Annotated in this window: 11 protein-coding genes; 1 reads left to right on the plus strand and 10 read right to left on the minus strand. The window is 53.1% G+C overall.

Annotated features, from left to right (window positions below; genetic code table 11):
* Positions 1-63: 63 nt before the first annotated feature.
* The 10 genes from MKY82_RS17895 to MKY82_RS17940 all read right to left on the minus strand — a co-directional run bounded on the left by MKY82_RS17895 (position 64) and on the right by MKY82_RS17940 (position 16,655).
* Positions 64-1,092, minus strand: coding sequence for an alpha/beta fold hydrolase (locus MKY82_RS17895; protein ID WP_339294010.1), 1,029 nt, complete (start codon positions 1,090-1,092; stop codon positions 64-66).
* Positions 1,079-2,986 (minus strand): hypothetical protein, encoded by a 1,908-nt coding sequence (locus tag MKY82_RS17900; protein ID WP_339294011.1) that lies wholly within the window; start codon positions 2,984-2,986, stop codon positions 1,079-1,081. Before MKY82_RS17900 ends, MKY82_RS17895 begins: the two co-directional genes overlap by 14 nt.
* The gene (locus tag MKY82_RS17905; RefSeq protein WP_339294012.1) at positions 2,967-4,205 is read right to left on the minus strand and encodes a DegT/DnrJ/EryC1/StrS family aminotransferase; all 1,239 of its coding nucleotides are present in this window, start codon (positions 4,203-4,205) and stop codon (positions 2,967-2,969) included. The genes MKY82_RS17900 and MKY82_RS17905 overlap by 20 nt, the downstream gene beginning before the upstream one ends.
* A gap of 23 nt (positions 4,206-4,228) precedes the next feature.
* A complete protein-coding gene (locus MKY82_RS17910; RefSeq protein WP_339294013.1) occupies positions 4,229-5,932 on the minus strand; it encodes a hypothetical protein in 1,704 nt (567 codons plus the stop codon).
* 130 nt (positions 5,933-6,062) lie between these two features.
* On the minus strand, positions 6,063-7,658 hold the full coding sequence (locus MKY82_RS17915; RefSeq protein WP_260067807.1) for an extracellular solute-binding protein: 1,596 nt from the start codon (positions 7,656-7,658) through the stop codon (positions 6,063-6,065).
* Positions 7,659-7,746: 88 nt separating this feature from the next.
* Positions 7,747-8,622 carry a carbohydrate ABC transporter permease gene (locus MKY82_RS17920; RefSeq protein WP_194542985.1) on the minus strand — a complete coding sequence of 292 codons (876 nt, stop codon included), beginning with the start codon at positions 8,620-8,622 and terminating at the stop codon, positions 7,747-7,749.
* Between the two features lie 33 nt (positions 8,623-8,655).
* Positions 8,656-9,618 carry an ABC transporter permease subunit gene (locus tag MKY82_RS17925; protein WP_194542986.1) on the minus strand — a complete coding sequence of 321 codons (963 nt, stop codon included), beginning with the start codon at positions 9,616-9,618 and terminating at the stop codon, positions 8,656-8,658.
* Positions 9,606-12,110 (minus strand): heparinase II/III family protein, encoded by a 2,505-nt coding sequence (locus MKY82_RS17930; RefSeq protein WP_339294014.1) that lies wholly within the window; start codon positions 12,108-12,110, stop codon positions 9,606-9,608. Before MKY82_RS17930 ends, MKY82_RS17925 begins: the two co-directional genes overlap by 13 nt.
* 276 nt (positions 12,111-12,386) lie before the next feature.
* Positions 12,387-15,416, minus strand: a complete 3,030-nt coding sequence (locus MKY82_RS17935; RefSeq protein ID WP_339294015.1) for an Ig-like domain-containing protein — start codon at positions 15,414-15,416, stop codon at positions 12,387-12,389.
* Positions 15,417-15,746: 330 nt separating this feature from the next.
* Positions 15,747-16,655, minus strand: coding sequence for a LysR family transcriptional regulator (locus MKY82_RS17940; protein ID WP_339296689.1), 909 nt, complete (start codon positions 16,653-16,655; stop codon positions 15,747-15,749).
* Positions 16,656-16,807: 152 nt separating this feature from the next.
* Here MKY82_RS17940 and MKY82_RS17945 point away from each other — a divergent pair, with 152 nt between their 5' ends.
* Positions 16,808-17,827: an alpha/beta fold hydrolase gene (locus MKY82_RS17945; RefSeq protein ID WP_339294016.1), complete on the plus strand. Its 1,020-nt coding sequence runs from the start codon at positions 16,808-16,810 to the stop codon at positions 17,825-17,827.
* Positions 17,828-17,923 lie beyond the last annotated feature (96 nt).

Below are 17,923 nucleotides of genomic sequence, written 5' to 3' on the forward strand. Positions count from 1 at the left end.
AATCAGTATATCATGAGGAACATCAGGATTCCATGCACTCCGCTTAAAGAACGCGTATATATTTTACTCTGCAAGCTTCTTCTCAAGAAAAGCATAGGCACGCTGCCGGATATCCCTCGGGAAGTCATGCCCTTCATGACCGATCCAGCACTCGAAAGCAGATGAAGCGCCCAGAAAATCATACAAGCCATCCAGTTCCCCAAGACCCGATGCAATCTCACGCCAGTTCGGAAAAATCGGATCTCGCGTCCCGCACCACATCAACATCGGCACCGGGGCCGCAAGCGCAGCGATTTCATGCCACTCGAACGGAAGGGAGCCGTTACTCAGGCTGTCCGTTATGGAAGGGATATGGGAAAACCACTCCCGCTGCCCCCAGCGGTTCGGCTCCGGATCACCGCGGAACATCGTAAACCCGCAGCTCGAGACGACAGCCTTGATGCGGTTATCCATTCCGGCCAGAAACCAGCCATTATAGCCGCCCAGCGAATGGCCGATGACGCCGATCCGGTGGGAGTTTACCTGCGGCAGCGAGGACAGCACATCGACCGCCGTGATGTGATCGGAGAGCATTTTACCAACCGCAGTCCACGCGGGGTGCTCTTGATAGAACGGAGCGGTTTGAAAAGGCTCTTCCCCTGGGTAGACCCGGTCGCCGAACGTGATGGAGTCCGGTGCCAGCACGGCAAATCCGCGCTGAACCAGCTCCAGACCATACCGCCGATTCTCCCGACCGGAAGGCAGACATACATCGTCTTTTCCGTTCTCGGTTGTCGGATGAAGAGCCAGAACAGCGGGATAACCTCCCTCAGCTGGCTTTCCATGTGGAAGCAGAAGATAAGCATGGATTGGATCCCCTTCCGGGGAATGGTAAACGATCTTATGTCTTGTGTGATCTTCCTCGTCATGCTCTGATATCACCCGGAAGCCACCGCTGTTTGCGGCCACACTCGGCTTGTAATCAACCGGCCCCGGAGGCTCCCCCAACAGCTGCAGCCAGCGCTCTCTCAGTCTGGACTTCTTCTCCATCCAAGCATCAAGGGTATGTATTCCCTCTAACAGCGGCATCATGTCCCCATTAAACCGATTCATAAAAGTAATTCCCCTCCTCTTCCAGCCGATACCGCCATAGCTCAGCAAAGGAACCGAAATACACGTCTCCGTTCAGGCAGGCGATCCCGCTGGTCGCTTCAGCCGGAAGCCGGTCCAGCAGCTCTGGCTGCATGTTTACAGGATTCACGGTGAACAAAGCCCTGCTCAGCAGACCCAAGAGGAATGGACGGCCCTCCCGCTCGGTCATGAGCAGCCCCTGCCGGACAATACGGCCCCATGAAGAAAGATCGCTCCGGTGAACCACTTGTTGCAGATCAGCATCATAAACGAAAAATATCGATTCCGAGGTCAGTCCATACAGGACGCCGTTCACGCCGGGAGCCAGCTGGGCAATCTCTTTGGCTCCTTGGATCGGCACCCAGCGCCGAATCACTTTCCGGTCAGGCCAACTCAACTCATACATCGCCGCTTCCCCCGCCTTGCTGATCCCACCGCCAGGAGTTTCAATGCTGGTGCCCCCGAATACCCTGCCGTCCGGCAGTGCCGCCAGTGAAATCGTGCTCTGCCCGCTGACAATTTCCTGGTGCTCTAGCATCTCCACCTGACCGGCCTGCACATCCACGATGCCGAGCCCGCCGCCTGCGGCACCATAACCGGGAAATCCGCCATACAGAACATGACGGCCGTCCGGATGCGCGGCCGCACATCTCGGCCTGTGGACAGCGGCATTTTCATAGATCAGCCTAGGATTCCGGCAGGGTCCTTCTTCCGTATTCCAATCTTTTGCCGTATCCAGCAGATGGACCATGCCGCCTGCATATGCCGCACCCACGATGATGTTCCCTTGAGCCGCATAAGCGGCTATATTGCCGCCGCCTCCCCGCTCCACGATATCGTCTCCCCAATCGGTCAGACGCCCGGCTGTGGTATCATAAGTGAACAAATGCAGCGGGTGATTGGAGGTGCCGTACAGAATGCCGTCCGGGCCTCCGTACAGCGGGGAGAGCGATGTTCCGCCTCCCTTGTAGGAAAGCGGAATCCGGCTCAAGCTCCCGTCCGCTTCCATGATGACGACCTGTCTGTCGGACAGCTGCCATTTCAGCAGTGTTCGGCCACCGTCAAGGTCCAGATGCAGCTTGTTGTAACCTGCTCCCTTATACAGGGATGGACCGACTTCCTCCGCCGACACTGGCTCCGCCCCGTGCTCGCCCAGCCGGTACCATCGTCCGTCTCCATTCTCCCCTGAAGGCAGCCAGCCGTAGACAGAGCTGTTGCAGCCCTGGAGAACGGCAGCGCTCCCGGGCATATCCGGGGGGCCCTCGAGCAATATCTCCAGCTCGCCGGTTTCCTCATGGAAGCAGACGATGGCCGACGATGTCGTGCCTAGTCCGGCATAGATCTTCCCGTCGCTTCCGCATGCAAGCGTCATGGCATACTTCCTCTCGGAATCCAGCCTGCATAAGGTACGTGATGAATCTGACGAAGCGTCGAGCTCAACCAGATAGCTTCCCGGGTACGTTGTGGCGTAAACCCGTCCATCCCCTTTAACGGCAAACGCAAATCCCGCTTCCTCTTCCCCTTCAGGAATCCGGTGCTGTCCAACAAATGCTGGAGTGAACGGATCTACAATATAAAAATAGCGGCCTGCTCCCGTATAGAACCACCCCCGGGGATCACTGGCCGACGCGAACGGATACTGGCCCTCGCCCCCCGGAAAATAAAGCTGGCTGCAGCTTCCCGTCTCGGGATCCACAATCAGCACGTATCCCCGGGCAGCGATTACGATGCGTTCGGCTCCGTCGTCTCTACGACAGACCGCCGCTGACCGGCTCTCATCCACGTCCGCGGGAACGCCGATCCGCTCAAAAGCCCCCATCCTCTCCGGGATCTTACCGCCGCCCGCTTTATCCGTATTACTCATCGCTTTTGGCATAACAAGCACCCACCTTGGCAACCGCGTGAATAATATCCTCAATATCCTCCAGCGAGTAGAATTCGTTCAGTGGAATCTGAACCGCCGTGACCAGAATCTCCTCCGCTACCGGACACAGGCCAGGTTTATAGGAAACGCTGCTGCCGTCAAACGGAAAATGGCTTCCCGGATAAGCCTGCCGCTTCTGGAACAGCGGCTGCAAATAGCACACCTGTGGGATATAGCCGGCACGGTTCGGGATGCCTTCCGCCTCCAGCGCTCTGCAAAACTCTTCGCGGCTGCAGGTCAATTGATCCAGGTCAAGCCGCAGCATGTAGAACCAGTATGTACAGTTATGCTCCGGGTCAACCTGCGGCGGAATGACACCCTGGATTCCCTGCAATCCTTCATTGAGCCGGTCGCCGTATTGCTTACGCCGCTCGCATATCCAGGGCAGCTTCTTCAGCTGGGCGATTCCGACGGCTCCCTGCAGCTCGGTCATCCGGTAATTCGGTGCAATATAACTCGTTCCTCGGTCAACCGTGGTGCCTAGACGGCGATAGTTTTTGTCCGCAAAGGCGTGAGCGGTTTCGTAATCCTCGCGCGCTCCCGAATTGATCAGCACCATACCGCCGTCCCCGGTGGAAATATGCTTGAAATCATTCGTGCTGAAACAGCCGTAATCTCCGATGGTCCCGGTCAGCCTGCCCTTGTACCGGGTCAAATAGGCCTGTGCGCAATCCTCGATAACCTTGATGCCATGCTTCTTCGCGATCTTCATAATCGGTTCCATATCGCACGGATATCCCGCGAGATGGACGACGATAATGGCCTTGGTTCTCGGTGTGATGCGCGCCTCAACCGAAGCCGGATCCAAATTGTAAGTGTGCGGCTCCAGATCGGCAAACACCGGGATGGCATTCTGATACAGAATGCCGATCAGCGTTCCCTGGTCCGTAATCGGGCTTGTTATGACCTCATCCCCTACGGAGACGCCAGCCGCACCAAGCGCGACATGAAGGGCTGCGGTGCCGGAGGATGTCGCCACACTGTATTCCCGGCCGTACATCGCATTGAAATCGGCCAAAAACTGTTTTACCTTGGAGCCGAAATGATAAAACAGCGTGTTTTGCTCCAGCGCCTCAAGCAGCTGCGCGGCCTCCTCATCCCCGAATCTTTTACCTGTGCCAAAAGGACCGGTCTTGACTGGCGCTCCGCCATGAATCGCTAACGTTTCCACGATCTGATTCCTCCTCATCGTCGTTATTCAGCTGCTGTTTTCACGCTGCTCGATGCTTCTGCACACGGGCGCCCAAAGCGAATTTCCGTCCGTGAAGCTGACGGGTCCGCCTCCGCATTCAAAGGCTGACGCAATACCGCTCCCTGCGGAAGATTCTCGGCGATCAGGATTCCGTCTGCGCCGACCCGCAGTACCGCAGATCTTCTGGCCTGCTCCCATCGAGTGATCTCCTCGCTCGTCCAGAACGCATAACCAAGACGCTTCGCGGTTTCGACGGCAAGCGAAAGCGCATGCCGGACCTGCTCCAGGTTATGGATATGCTGCTGGTGAAACAGAAAGTGAGCGACGCCGCGGACCTCCGCCACCTTTTCGAGAAACGGGGCAATCACCGACACATCCGAAAGTGTGGGATGCTCCAGATCCTGGGTCAGAAAGCCGATCTGCAGCACCAGGTAAAGCCGATTTCGCTCATGAGAACGAGCAATAGGATAATAGGGGTGGCAGGTACCGAACGGAAAGCCGACATTTCCTTTTTTGCTCGGCCCCCGGGTCTGATCCGCTTCAATGCCGTTCAACTCGCACCATTCATAGAGCTCTCCCCAGCCCTCAAACCGGGTATAGTGGTTCTTGTTTGATACGATTGGCGATCCGCTGGTGCTCCGGATCACGCTCAGTTGACGTGTGAATTCTTCGGCGCTCCATATGCCATTCTCCTGCTCCAAAGCATTGAAGTGAAAAGCCAGCTCATGCCCGGCTGCCTGAATTTCCTTGTACAACGAAGGAGAGTAACCCGGCTCGATCATGCACCAGGTCGATCGGACGCCGTTATTCTTAAGCACGCTCAAGGTCGTTCGGGCCGCCTCCTCAACGTTGAAGTCGCTGTCGTGCGAAATCATGGCCACCTGATGGACGCCTTCCGGCCAATAATCCAGAAACGGAAGCGACAATCCAAGCGCATCCGCTTCCTCCATTAGCTGGCGGACAATCACCTCGCGCCACCAGTCTGCATACGGCGTATCAAAATAAGGCATCCCGGTCACTGTCACCGAGCGGTCCTCATTCCAGTCCAGCTCACACCGGTCATCCGCCTTCAGAATGCCTTCGTCCACCGCTCCTGTTCCGTCCGGAGCAGGTATGCCGTCCTGCACGACCGGCCCTCCGCCCTGCTGCAGCATGACGATGTTCGCAGGAATGTCCACGTTCCAACGTATCAGCCGTCCGCCGCCGAGTGGGAACTTGATGACGGCCGCGGACGCCTCGGCACCATCTTTCCGTAGCCGGCGCAGAACGCCGTCTGCTTCAACCGGCATGACAGATGTCTGCGATACCATCCACGGATCACTGATTACCGCCCTCAGAACCGGAATGCCTTGCGCATATTTTAACCCCGACAGATCGCCATACACCGCATCCCGGATGGCAAACCGGGTACAGCCCAGCCGGCGGGCCATACGATTCAATCCACCGTAGCTGATGAGCGTCGCACCCTGTCGGGCCCACTGCTCCAGTCGGTTCAGATCCTCTTCCTTCTCTCCAGCGTGCAGCACGACGATGATATCGGGATGATAGGACTCAAGGGTATCGGCATCATCAAACCTTGTATAAGGAATGCCGGCATGCCCAAGCACCTCCTCCAGATAAAGCTGAAACTGGTCCTGGCCGTGTCTCCAGAGATACTCCGCCGACCGCTTGTTAAACCATAAACCGATTTTGGCTGTCTTTCTCATGATACATCTCTCCCCCTTCCCCTGCTCGCATTCGCATAGGTGCCTGTCATCCAATGCAGAACAGGGGCAAAATGATTTGCCCCGCCCCGCCGTTCTACAGATCATTTATAAAGCGTCACTTTAACCAATCTCACTTAAAAAGTGCTTTAGGATCCTTCTCTTTTATATTCGCGTTGTATTCCTGGACGATCTGGGCTCCGCCTTTGTCCATGTACTCCTGAACCAGTTTATCCCAATCGGACACGGGACGGGTGCCTGCAATCATTTTCACCTGCTCATCCATGACATACTTTTTCAGTTCTGCGCCTTTCTCGTTGTCCGTCGGCGACTCCAATCCATTGATCGGGTTGATATAAAGCTTCATATCCTTGTACATCGTTTCAATGGCGGCTACAAGATCCACCAGCTGTTTGGTCTGATACGTAATGGAATATACATTGTCCGAGTCCTGCGGTACCCAAGATGAATTATCAACATAATACGTTGATGGCCCCAGGCCGTCTCTGCCGAAGTTCTCGTTGAAGACAGGCACGCCGTCTTGCATAACGTAACCTGAACCGACTTTGCCTGACCACCAATCAAAATCGGCGTTCTTCTCATTCTTCTGATCCTGTGGATAGAATTTGCGGCCGAAATCGATCATTTCCAGCACTTTCTTCAGCTTTTCCGGCTCATCTTCCAGTTTGGCGCTCAGCACGGTAAGGCCGTTATACCCTGCTCCAGCCGTCAGTCCCTTGTTTCCGTATGGGTCCTCGAACGGCTCCAAGTGTATAAACTCGGCTTCGGGATGTATCGCCAGCAGCCCGTTCATATAGTCCTGCGACATGCCGCGCGGCGTTCCGATGAAGATGCCTGCCTTGCCGGAATAAAATTCCTTGTTCGTGTCTCCCCAGTTCAGGATCGCGTAGTCCTTCGTCATGGCTCCCTGCTTGTAAAGCTCGGACAGCATCGTAATAAACTCCCGGCGGCCTTCACCGATTATGCCCGGGATGTAGTTGCCCTGCGCATCCTGATGGTACCAGGCATCCGGGTCCCAATAGGGTCCCTGGTTAAAGTTTGGATTAATATCCTGGCCGATGGCGATCCCGTACGTGTCCTTTTTGCTGTTGCCGTCCGGATCTCCGTTCGTAAACGCCAGCGCTACCTCCTTCAGCTCCTCATAATTGGTCGGTGGTTTCAGGCCAAGCTTATCAAGCCAGTCCTTGCGGATCACCGGTACCACCTGATACTTCGGGGCATATTGTGGAATCGCATAAATTTTGCCGTTTACTCGCATCGAGTCCCATATGTAATCGGGCACGGCCTTCAAGGTCGGATAATCGTTGATGTACGGCTCGAGGTCCAAAAACGCACCCTGCTTCGCAAACTTGTTGTAGCGGTTTTTCAAGTCGGTCGACATTAAACCGATCATATCCGGAATCTGACCTGATGCGAATACAGCGTTGATCTTTTCATCAAAAGCGGTGTTCGGTACAAAAACAGGCTTGTAGTCCACATTGAATTTCTCGTTGATCATGTCAATGCCGGGACTTGAAGTCGGCGGCGGATCGCCATACCGGAAATCGATTGCGGTAATCGAAAACTTTGGATCCGCCTGCGCCGGGCTCTTATCGCCCGAAGCCGGGGCTTTCGGCTGCTCCTCCGCTTTCGGTTGGCCGCCGCATGCAGCCAGGCTGATAGAGAGCAAGGCCGCCATTACTGCGGTAAGTCTGCGTTTCTTTAACATGAGCTTTCCCCCATTCATATCAATGTCGGAGTGTGACCTCCATCTATGATTCATTCGACAGCCGCCATGGTCCGGCCGTGCGAAGTCATCAACCTTTAACGGCGCCCAGCATGACGCCCTTGGCGAAGTGCTTCTGCAGGAACGGATACACGATCAGGATCGGCAGCGTCGCCATCAGAATGGCGGCCATCTGAATCGTCTCGGGCGGAGGCGGATTTTCGAGGAACATATTATCCCCCCCGAGCGTGCCTGTCGTTTCCCCCACCACCACAATCTGTCTCAGCACCACCTGAATCGTCCATTTGGACGGATCATTGATGTACAGAATCGGCGCAAAATAGTTGTTCCAGTGCGTAACTGCATAAAACAGGCTGAATGCCGCCAGTGCAGGTTTCGAGAGCGGCAGGATGATACGTCCGAAAATCTGCAGATCATTCGCGCCATCCACAATGCCTGCCTCGATCATGTCGCTTGGGATGTTCATAAAAAATTGGCGGATGACAATCAGGTTGAAGGGCGCAATGGCCACCGGCAGAATAAGCGACCAGATGGAATTAAGCAGTCCTGTTTCCTGCACGACCAAATAGGTCGGAATCATGCCGGCCGAGAACAGGAGCGCAAATACGACCATAAACATAACGGTACGCTGACCAACGATCGGACGGGACAAGGCGTATGCCATCGTCGCCGTAAAAAACAGATTGACGATGGTGCCAAGCACGGTAACCACCGAGGTGTTCAGCAGCGCCTGCCGGAACGTCCTGGAGGCCCAAATATATTCATAGGCGTCGGTCGTCCATTTAGACGGCCATAGCAGCAACTTGCTGCCCAAAAAATCCTCGAACGAGGAAAATGAAACCGAGAACAAATATACAAACGGAAACAGCATGACCGCGGATATAACAAGCAGCAGACTGATATTCACACCGTTAAACAAACGGTCCGCGATGGATTTTTGCTTCATGTGTCGATCTCCTCTCTGAAAGAATCGAATCGCTTAATATACGCCCTGCTCGCCAAAGCGCTTGGACAGCCTGTTGGCGGCCATAACCAGCACGAGACCAACCAGTCCCTTGAAAACGCCAACCGCGGTGGAGAAGCTGTAGTCCGACTGTTGAATACCCTTGTAATACACAAAGGTGTCGAGCGTATTGCCGATATGCATGTTAAAGGCGTTCAGCTGAAGGAACACCTGCTCGAAGCCGATCTCCAGCACGTCACCGAGTCGTATGATCAGCATGATAATGATTGTGCTGCGGATGGCGGGCAGCGTAATATGCCAGATTTGGCGGAAGCGTCCAGCGCCGTCCATGACGGCTGCCTCGTACAGAGCCGGGTTAACGCCTGCGAGCGCCGCCAGGAAGATAATCGTCCCCCAGCCGGCTTCCTTCCATATGACCTCCAGCACCAGAAAGGCACGGAAATAATCGGGTTCGGTCAGAAAAGGAATCGTCTGCTGCAGACCGAACAGCTCGCGGAGCACATCGTTGACCAGACCTTCATTGCGGAAAAAGATCGTCACGATGCCGACCACCACGACCCAGGACAGAAAATGCGGCATGTAAACGATGGATTGCAGCCCTCTTTTCAGGAGCGGATTGGCCACCTCGTTCAGCATGATAGCCAGAAAGATCGGTGCCGGAAATGCGAACGCGATTTGCAGGAAGGAGATGGTCAGGGTATTCCAGATCACCTGGATCACCTCGGAGCTTTCGAAAATACGGGCAAAGTTCGCGAATCCGACCCAAGGACTCTCCGCAAATCCCCGGAACGGACTGTATTCTTTAAAGGCAAGTGATATGCCCAGCATGGGCAGATACCGGTACACGATAAAATAGAGCAGGCCCGGCAGCAGCAAGAGGTACAAATAACGGTCCCTCCACATACGAGTTCGAATTCGTTTCCATGCGCTCGTTTTGGTAGGAGTTGGTTTATTGATTTTCGAAGTCACGGTTTCCACTTAGCTTCTCTCCCTTCCGCCTGACCACCTCTGCCGATGTTCATAAGATTCCATTCATAATAACCGGGTGGCGTGGTTTGTTCGACTTCCACGCCGGCAGTTATCAGCTTCAGCTTGAAGAGAACTTCTACCGGATGAGGATTATGCACGAAGCAGGTTGAATCGCGGGCATCGGTGTATATGCTTAGAGGCAGTTCCGCCTCGAAAGCGATGTCCCCGCCGGACAGACGCTCCGCCTTCCACAAATGAAGCTTGCCGTCACCGGAGATGTGGGCGGTATCTCCCAGGAAGGTAATGCCCCGGTAGCGTGCTTCCGCCGCGTCAGCGCAGAACAGCCAGATATCCTCCGCCCTATTCTGCCTTACCACAGTCAAACCGTAGGTAAGGCTGCCGGCATTCTGTTCCTTTTGACGGATTTCCAGCCTTTCACCATATTGGAATCGCGGGTTGATCAGCGTGAGAAACCGCCGTCTTTTTCCCGTCGCGCCACCGACAGCAACATAAGGACCGTAGCTCTCCGCCCCTGGGTATTCACGGAGGGAAAGCATCTTCTCCTCGGGAAAGGGGAACATGAGCTGCAGAGCGGCCTTCTCCCCCTGGAATACAATGGAGTCACTTTCCAGGTTCTCGCCCGGGGCCTTGGGCTCATCACCGTCCAAGACCGCCGAGGTCGTATGAAACAGCAGTTCCGCCTCATCTGAATCCTGATGCAGTTCCACATCATCCACGACGACGTAATAAGCCGAATCGATATGTATGACAGATCGCTGGTAGCCTTTCAGCAGCCCCCCATAACTTTCGGTAGCGTCCCCGACAACCGCCTCGAATGACGGTAGCAGCAGTTCCTCCCGAAGATCGCCTCCTCCCAGGTGGAGCTGTCCCTGACCCTTGACGAGCAGCGAATTGTGTCCTACCGTGCCGGTAGTGTAATCCGCCTTCGGACCGGGTACATAATCCTGATAGCCAGGATTGGTCAGCAGCCATTCTCCGCCGACATTGATCACCAGATTGTTCTGGTCTCTGTGATTATGGTCCTTCGCCGAGCTGCTTGAGGCAAAGCACAGCAGATGATCCTCATCGCCCCATCCTGACCGCAGGGCGGCCCAGCCTACGCTCCGGAAGACCGCTGAAGCACATGCGCCGTACAGCTCCGACGGGCTCTTTGGGGAGGTCTCTTTCCGCAAATAAAGAAGCGAATTGTAATGTGCCGCTGCATGCTTCTGCAAGTACCACACCGCTGCCGGATGGCCGTAATGGGTAGCTGTCATGGCCATGAGGTATGTGATATCGAGCTTGGAAAACGAATCCGACAGATTCGGGAACGAGCTCTCCTCCCCCGGCGCCATCAGCCGAAAAAAACGCTCGGGAAGCTCTTCCCGTAAATACGGGTCCTGTACCAGGCTGTCATCGCCGCTGATTCTCCGGTAAAGATCCGCCGCCATCCAAGCATGTCGTGCTGCCACATTGTCGTACAGCAGCCCCTCTGTTTCGCCGGACACCCGTTTTCGTTCCAGATAGCTTTGAAGATAAGTAAGTCCGGCGTTTAAATATTTGGCGGCAAACGAGATCTCATCCATGATAGCCGCCGCACCGTACACCATCGCCACCTGCTTGGCTGCGACAATATTGTGCATATCGCTGCTTCCGATATCGATGGCCAGCGGCTGCAGTCCTTTTTCCAGAATGGCTTGGCGAATGGATCGCCGCTCATCCTCCGTTAGAAGACGGTGAATCGCATCATAGGCACTCGAAACGCCAAGCAGCAGGTGGGCGTTGCTCAGATTTCCTTCCGCACCCCGCTCGTCAAACTCATACCATTTACCGAAGGAAGTCAGGGACAACAGATGCTCCTTCACTCGCTCCGCATATTTTCTTTCATTCGTCACCAGGAAGGCCGTGGACATGACGACCAGCCGATCCTCAATCGCTCTGGCATACATCGTCCAGAAGGGGAAGAAGGTATGTCCTTGCGGTTCGGGCGCCCGCTTCGGCTCTGTCAGAGGCAGCTCAACCTTCCACTGCTCCGATATGGACGGATACAGCACCTCGAAGCTTTCTTCCTCCACATAGGCGTCCGCTTTTGCCAAATATTCCTCCCATAGCCGAGATGCATCGATGATCCTCGAAGAACGGCCCTCGCCCGGCTTAATCCGTTCCCGAAATGCCTTGAGTTCTTCTTCCGAAAACAATATTCTCGGATGGTCCTGCAGCTTCATGACTGAATCCATACCTGCCGGCTGTACCCGCACCTTCCAGCTGCACGCTGATGGGCTATCGCCCTGGAAATATACGGATACCTCCGTCTCGCCCGGCTTAAGCCCGGTTATCAGACTTCCGTTCACCCCAAGTGTCTCCGGATCGCTGCAGGTAATTCTATACGCTGAATCCGATTGGGGTTCTAGTCTCCCGCAGGGCTCCGCTAGCATGAAGCTCAGCCGGTGCTCTTCCCCCGTCTCCAGCAGCGAGGGCTTTATAAATTCCGTTCGAAGCATTAATCTCAGCTCCTCCGTTAATAAGTGAGTTTCATACTGTACAACCGACCAAGAAAACGCTGTCATAATTAAATGGCGAACAATACCCAATGGAGGTCAATCTGCGTTTATACCCTTCTGGGCAACTCGCTTACATTCGGCCTCTCATTTACATACATGTATATTACTTGTATTTTTAATGATCTGTCAATTCAAATTTTTGTCGTATTTACTCCATTGCGAAGGTGAAGCAGCACCAAATGTTCCAATTGGTGCTGCTTCTTTTGCAGTTCCGAACTAATTAACGGTAACTACGCATTCCGCCGTCTTGCTGCCGTCTAAAGTTGTAACCCTAATAACCGTCGTTCCCGGCTGCAGGCCTTTGACGACTCCGGTAGCGCTGACGGTGGCAACGGCGCTATTGCTGGAGGTCCACGTGACGTTCTTTACTGTTGCAAATGATGGATGAACCTCCGCTTTTAATTCGGCCGTTTGATCAACGGACAACTCCAGCGTGCTCGCGCTCAGACGCACCTCGGTAACCGCAGCTCTGTTATCCTCGATCACATGGCGCCAAAGCTCATTATTGGTCACAAAGTACAGGTTGCCCATGTTATCCCGCGACAACCAGGCAGCCTGGTTTCTCATGACGGTTAATGTTTTGTCGTCAGGATGGATGGAGAACAGCTTACCGCTCATCGTTCCATAGACGAGGCCGTCTTTCCCGATAACGAGGCTTGCATCTCTCCACTGTCCGCCCGCATCCGGAAACTTCTCGTCCTGATATATCACCTCTCCTGACGACGGATCATAGATGAACAACGTTCCCATGGCAAAGCCCCAGATGTTCCCGTCCGGACCTTCTATCAGCGAGGTGATAGCTCCTTTTCCTGGAACTGGCACGATCTCTTTTTCCTTTATTCCTCTCGCTATATCCCATACAAATAACTTCGCTTCATTTTCGGTCGGTGTGCTGCCGAGGCCTCCCCGGATGGAGCTCCCTGCATAAATCTTTCCATCCTTGTAGGCCAGGGATACGATGCTCTGATTCGGCACGATCTGTGTATGAACCGACAAATTCTTGGTGGCCGGGTCATAAACACTGAAGGCTCCTCCTAGCTTCCCGTAGTCCGGAACTGTGCCGATGAACAGCATGTTTTCCGCTCCTAGCATGGCAAATGGACGATCCTGCAGATGCTCGGTTTTCAAATCAAACAGCTTGTTCACGGTTCGGTTGGTACCGGAGCTTCTCCACGGCTTGGTGGTATCATATTCAAAAATATTTGCGCCCGGATAGGTACCAAAGTACATTTTGTCTCCAATGGAAGTCATCCCTTCAGTCTGCCCGATCGAGTTATTGGTGGAAAGGCCTGTGTCCGGATCATAAATGCCCATACCGCCGGGAAGGAATCCGCCGGCATAGATTTTGCCGTCCGGCCCCTGCCCGGTAATATGCAAGTCGATCGGTTGCTTTGGCAGCGGCATAATGGCCTGCTTCAGCGTGCCACGCTCCAAATTGTATTTGATTACTTTGGCCGAATTATTTCCAGCAACGCCGATCAGCGTCGGACCTGGATAATCGGGATCATCAATCATAGCTGAGCCCCAGCCAATCACGTTGGAGACAAAATTGATTACTTCACTGCCTGTGTATATCTCTTCCACTTGGTTGGTCGACAGATCATAGCTTTTTAGAATGCCGCCGTAGGTAAAGTATACCTTCCCTTCGTGCGGCTCGGACACACCTCTGGAGTGGATAAGCTCATCGTCTTTAATTACCGCACCGGTGATTTTGTCCAACACGATCATCTTGTAGCCTGGGTCCATCTTCAGGAACAGCTTATCACCGGCGATGTTCAGATCATAGGTGCTCGTCAGATTATACTGTGCCGGCATGATGTTGGTCTTCTGATCGGTGTTCAGATCATGGCGAATGAGGTAGTTTTTCGTTCCGCCGCCTCCGACGTACAACATGTTCTCTTCCTTGTCGTATGCCACGCTCCGCGGATAAATCTGGCCAGGCACAGGGTTGCCGAAATTCGTAAAGCCTTTTACCGGGTCATATTCAAACACCGAACCTGACGGATAGACACCGCCGTAGATTTTGCCGTCCACTCCCGGGGTCAGCTCGAAAAACTGAGTGGTTGGGCTGGCCGTGCCCTCGGCCGGGTCTCCCAGATTGACGATCGTATCGGTAGACGGATCATACCGGTAAAGTGAAGCGGTGCCGTAGGAACCGAGATAAACCATGCCGTCCGCAGCTACGGCCATCCCCCAGGCTCCGGTTGCCCCCGGCAGATCGATCGCCTGTATCGTCTCCTCGGTCTGAATATCGACGACAACGAGCTGGGCCGGATCGCCGACCTGAACCATATAAGCGACATCGCGTCCGTTTTCTTTTCCGAATACAGCCCGCATGACATAGTTGTTATACACCTGGATGCCCAGATTTTGATAGGCAGGAACGACTTCCACCGATTCCTCGTCTTCAGCCAGCACATCACCGCTTTCGCTGTCGATCAGCCGGTAGCTGAAGGTGTACGAACCGATTTTCGAAAATTTGACGCTCCAATCCTTGGTGGAATGGTAATCTGCTGGCAGTTCGAAGCCCGGCCTGGCGTACTCCCCGTTGTTCAGTATCGACTGATAGTGTCCCTCTTCGTCCTGAACGGTGAAGATCATATCTCCTTCTCCTTGGGTCTTGGAAACCTGCAGATAGGCACGCTTAATGCCTTCTGTTTCGCGGGCTTTCGTGGAGATCGTGACGGGCATAGACAGGTTTTCCCCTACGCCAGCCTGATCCAGATCCATGATCTCGATCTGATACTGCGATTGGCCCGAGGTCACATTGACCTTCTTCACCGTGGCAGCAACCACCGTTCCATCCCGGCTGATGACTTTATAGGTCACGACATATTCTCCCGGCTGATCGAACTCTACCGTCCAGTTCGAGGTGTTAGAATATTGCGGAGGCAGTCGGAATCCCTCTTTATGCAATTTCGAACGGTCAGTGAAGGATACCTCCCCAGCTCCTGGAACCTCGGCAGAACTATAAACCGCGTGCCCCGGCCCGCTTGTATCCACTTCAAAATAAACATTTCCATAGGTTGCAGAGGCCGTCTCATAAGTGGCAAGCGTCACGGTGTAATCAACCAGGTTACCTACATCAACCGTGTCCGGCAGCGTTAGGTCCAGACCGTACGACGAGTGTGCGGGCTTAGTGCTCCCCTCAGCATCGGCGCCCGCCGGCATAAACAGCTGGGGAAAAATCATTGCGAAAGCAAGGGTCCACGTCCAACCTTTGGATCGAAACAATCTGAGCTTCATTTCATCAATTCTCTCCTTTGGCTAAATCAAATGGTAGCGCTTTCAATCCTGAAAACATAACTTTCCTTTCTGCTCTCCTGATATGTATGTGCTATCCCCTCCTTGACGAATACATGTATTTAACATGTATTTTATGTTCATAAGTTACCACGTATCAAGGGGCAGCGTCAACGCCTGATTCGCTGCTTTTCCTTTCATCCCAATATGGTTATCTCTTTCTATTTACCTCATTTTCAGGACGAGGACTTGGTTTCAAAAACAAAAAGCCGCTAATTTAGCGACTTTCGAATGATATTTGATTCGTTCTTGTCTCTCGACAGCTACTTTAAGCTATACGATTTTCTCCTCCTCCTCTACAGCAATTACCTCCCTTGCTGCTTCTATGAAAGATAATATGATAGGTGAAAGCCACTTATCTTTATGCCATGACATTTGTGTATACACGTGCAAGTCCGGAATCTGCCATGGAAGGGCAACAAGTACGCCCCGTTCAACTTCGGCTTCCGCGACGATCTCAGGAAGAAAGGCAATGCCGATTCCCGTAATTGCGCATTGTTTAATGGCTTCGGCACTTTGAAACTCTAAATAAGTAATACTATCAATGCCCTCTTTCTCAAACGACCGGTCAAACATGGTTCGATAGGGACAACCCTTTTCATTCGTCAGAAACACTTCTCCGTGAAAATCTTCCAGCTGCAGCACAGTGCGTTTTGCAAGCGGGTGGTTCGGAGCGGCGAATAATCGGAAAGTTTCTTCCACCAACGGCTCCACCGCAAGTCCGCTTGAGCGAATAGGTTCGTCCAACATAAAGACGACATCCGCGGTTCCCTCAAAGAGCGTTTGCTTGAGTTCCTGATTGGGAACGGAGCGGAAGATGAGGCGCACGCCCGGATGGCGCGAACGAAAACGTTGAAAGACAACGGGAAGCCGATAGGCGCAAAGAACTTCGTTAGCGCTAATCGTTAGAGTGCCGCTTAAGTTATCATTGTCATGTACGACGCTGCGTGCTTCGTCCAATTTGTTTAGCACCCCTTCGACTTGAGTCAAAAAACGCTTTCCCGCAGTCGTCAGAACGAGCTGCTTGCCCAAGCGGTCAAAGAGACGAACACCAAGTTCATCCTCCAATGCTTTCATTTGCATCGTGACGTTGGAGGGGACATAGTTCAGCACTTCCGCAGCCCGACTAAAATTTAAAGTTGTGGCAACCGTGCGGAACGTGTTCAGTTGGCGCAATTCCATCATACGATCCCCCTTTTACCTTTTTACCTTCAAAATTATTGAATATTGCTTTGAAATTCATTCACTTTTATTGAGAGTATCACGGAACTATACTAACAACAAGAACTACATTTTAAATATATGGTTTCATTTTGAAGGGAGTAAACAATACGATGGATCATGAGATTTTTAATTTGGGTGACGTTACCTTGCAATCCGGAGTGACGTTACCGAACGCTTTTCTTGCTTATAAGACATATGGACAATTGAATGAGAAGAAAGATAATGTCATCGTCTATCCAACGGCTTTTGGCGACCACCATGTTCAGAATGAGTGGTTGATTGGAAACGATATGGCGCTAGATCCGAGAGAATACTTCATTATCGTACCAAATCTGCTGGGCAACGGATTATCTTCGTCACCCAGCAACACGCCTCCCCCATTCGACCGGGTTAATTTTCCGCAGGTAACCATCTATGACAACGTTAAGTTCCAGCATCGGCTGGTCACCGAAAAATTCGGCATTCATAAGATTGCACTCGTCGTTGGATGGTCCATGGGAGGCATTCAAGCATTCCAGTGGGGAGCAAGTTATCCAGACATGGTGGAACGAATTGCCCCCTTCGCCGGTGTTGCAAAGACTTGGCCTCAAACGTATGTCGTCTTGGAAGGGATGAAAGCTGCACTCTTATCTGCAGTCGGCTCCAATTCAAGTAAACTAGACCAGTTGACTTCTGCTGACATGCGTGCCGTTGGTCGTGTCTATGCGGGATGGGGGGTATCTCATGCGTTTTACAGAAAGGAACTTTATCGTGAGCTGGGATTTGACGCATTGCCGGATTTTGTGGCTGGTTTTTGGGAGGAAAGCTTTATGCAGATGGATCCGCACAATGTCCTGGCCATGTTATGGACAGGGCAGCATGCAGATATTAGTGCACACCCCTCTTATAACGGAGATTTCGATAAGGCGCTCAGAAGCATCAAAGCACTTGCGTGTGTGATGCCAGGGAGCACGGATCTTTTCTGCACGGCGGACGATAACGAATACGAGGCTAAGCTTATTCCTCATGCTGTGTTTAATCCGATCGAGTCGATCTGGGGACATTTTGCTGGTCGCGGTATCAACCAAGCCGATAATAAAAGTATTGATGACAACCTTAAACGCTTGTTGGCGCTTAGGACAAACGGATAGATCATCACTCGATACTGCAAATATCAACTTGATTTCTCGAACTTCTTTATACTCTAAGTATGGTTGAAACATGGCTCTCGTCTGTCATAACTCTCA

Source organism: Paenibacillus sp. FSL W7-1279, from assembly GCF_037969845.1.
Lineage (GTDB): Bacteria > Bacillota > Bacilli > Paenibacillales > Paenibacillaceae > Paenibacillus_AQ.

What these genes read in the sequence shown, in the direction of transcription:
- MKY82_RS17940 (WP_339296689.1), bottom strand. Translation starts at nt 16,655, where the DNA reads ATGGAATTGCGCCAACTGAACACGTTCCGCACGGTTGCCACAACTTTA.
- MKY82_RS17935 (WP_339294015.1), bottom strand. Translation starts at nt 15,416, where the DNA reads ATGAAGCTCAGATTGTTTCGATCCAAAGGTTGGACGTGGACCCTTGCT.
- MKY82_RS17910 (WP_339294013.1), bottom strand. Translation starts at nt 5,932, where the DNA reads ATGAGAAAGACAGCCAAAATCGGTTTATGGTTTAACAAGCGGTCGGCG.
- MKY82_RS17900 (WP_339294011.1), bottom strand. Translation starts at nt 2,986, where the DNA reads ATGCCAAAAGCGATGAGTAATACGGATAAAGCGGGCGGCGGTAAGATC.
- MKY82_RS17895 (WP_339294010.1), bottom strand. Translation starts at nt 1,092, where the DNA reads ATGAATCGGTTTAATGGGGACATGATGCCGCTGTTAGAGGGAATACAT.
- MKY82_RS17920 (WP_194542985.1), bottom strand. Translation starts at nt 8,622, where the DNA reads ATGAAGCAAAAATCCATCGCGGACCGTTTGTTTAACGGTGTGAATATC.
- MKY82_RS17915 (WP_260067807.1), bottom strand. Translation starts at nt 7,658, where the DNA reads ATGTTAAAGAAACGCAGACTTACCGCAGTAATGGCGGCCTTGCTCTCT.
- MKY82_RS17945 (WP_339294016.1), top strand. Translation starts at nt 16,808, where the DNA reads ATGGATCATGAGATTTTTAATTTGGGTGACGTTACCTTGCAATCCGGA.
- MKY82_RS17930 (WP_339294014.1), bottom strand. Translation starts at nt 12,110, where the DNA reads ATGCTTCGAACGGAATTTATAAAGCCCTCGCTGCTGGAGACGGGGGAA.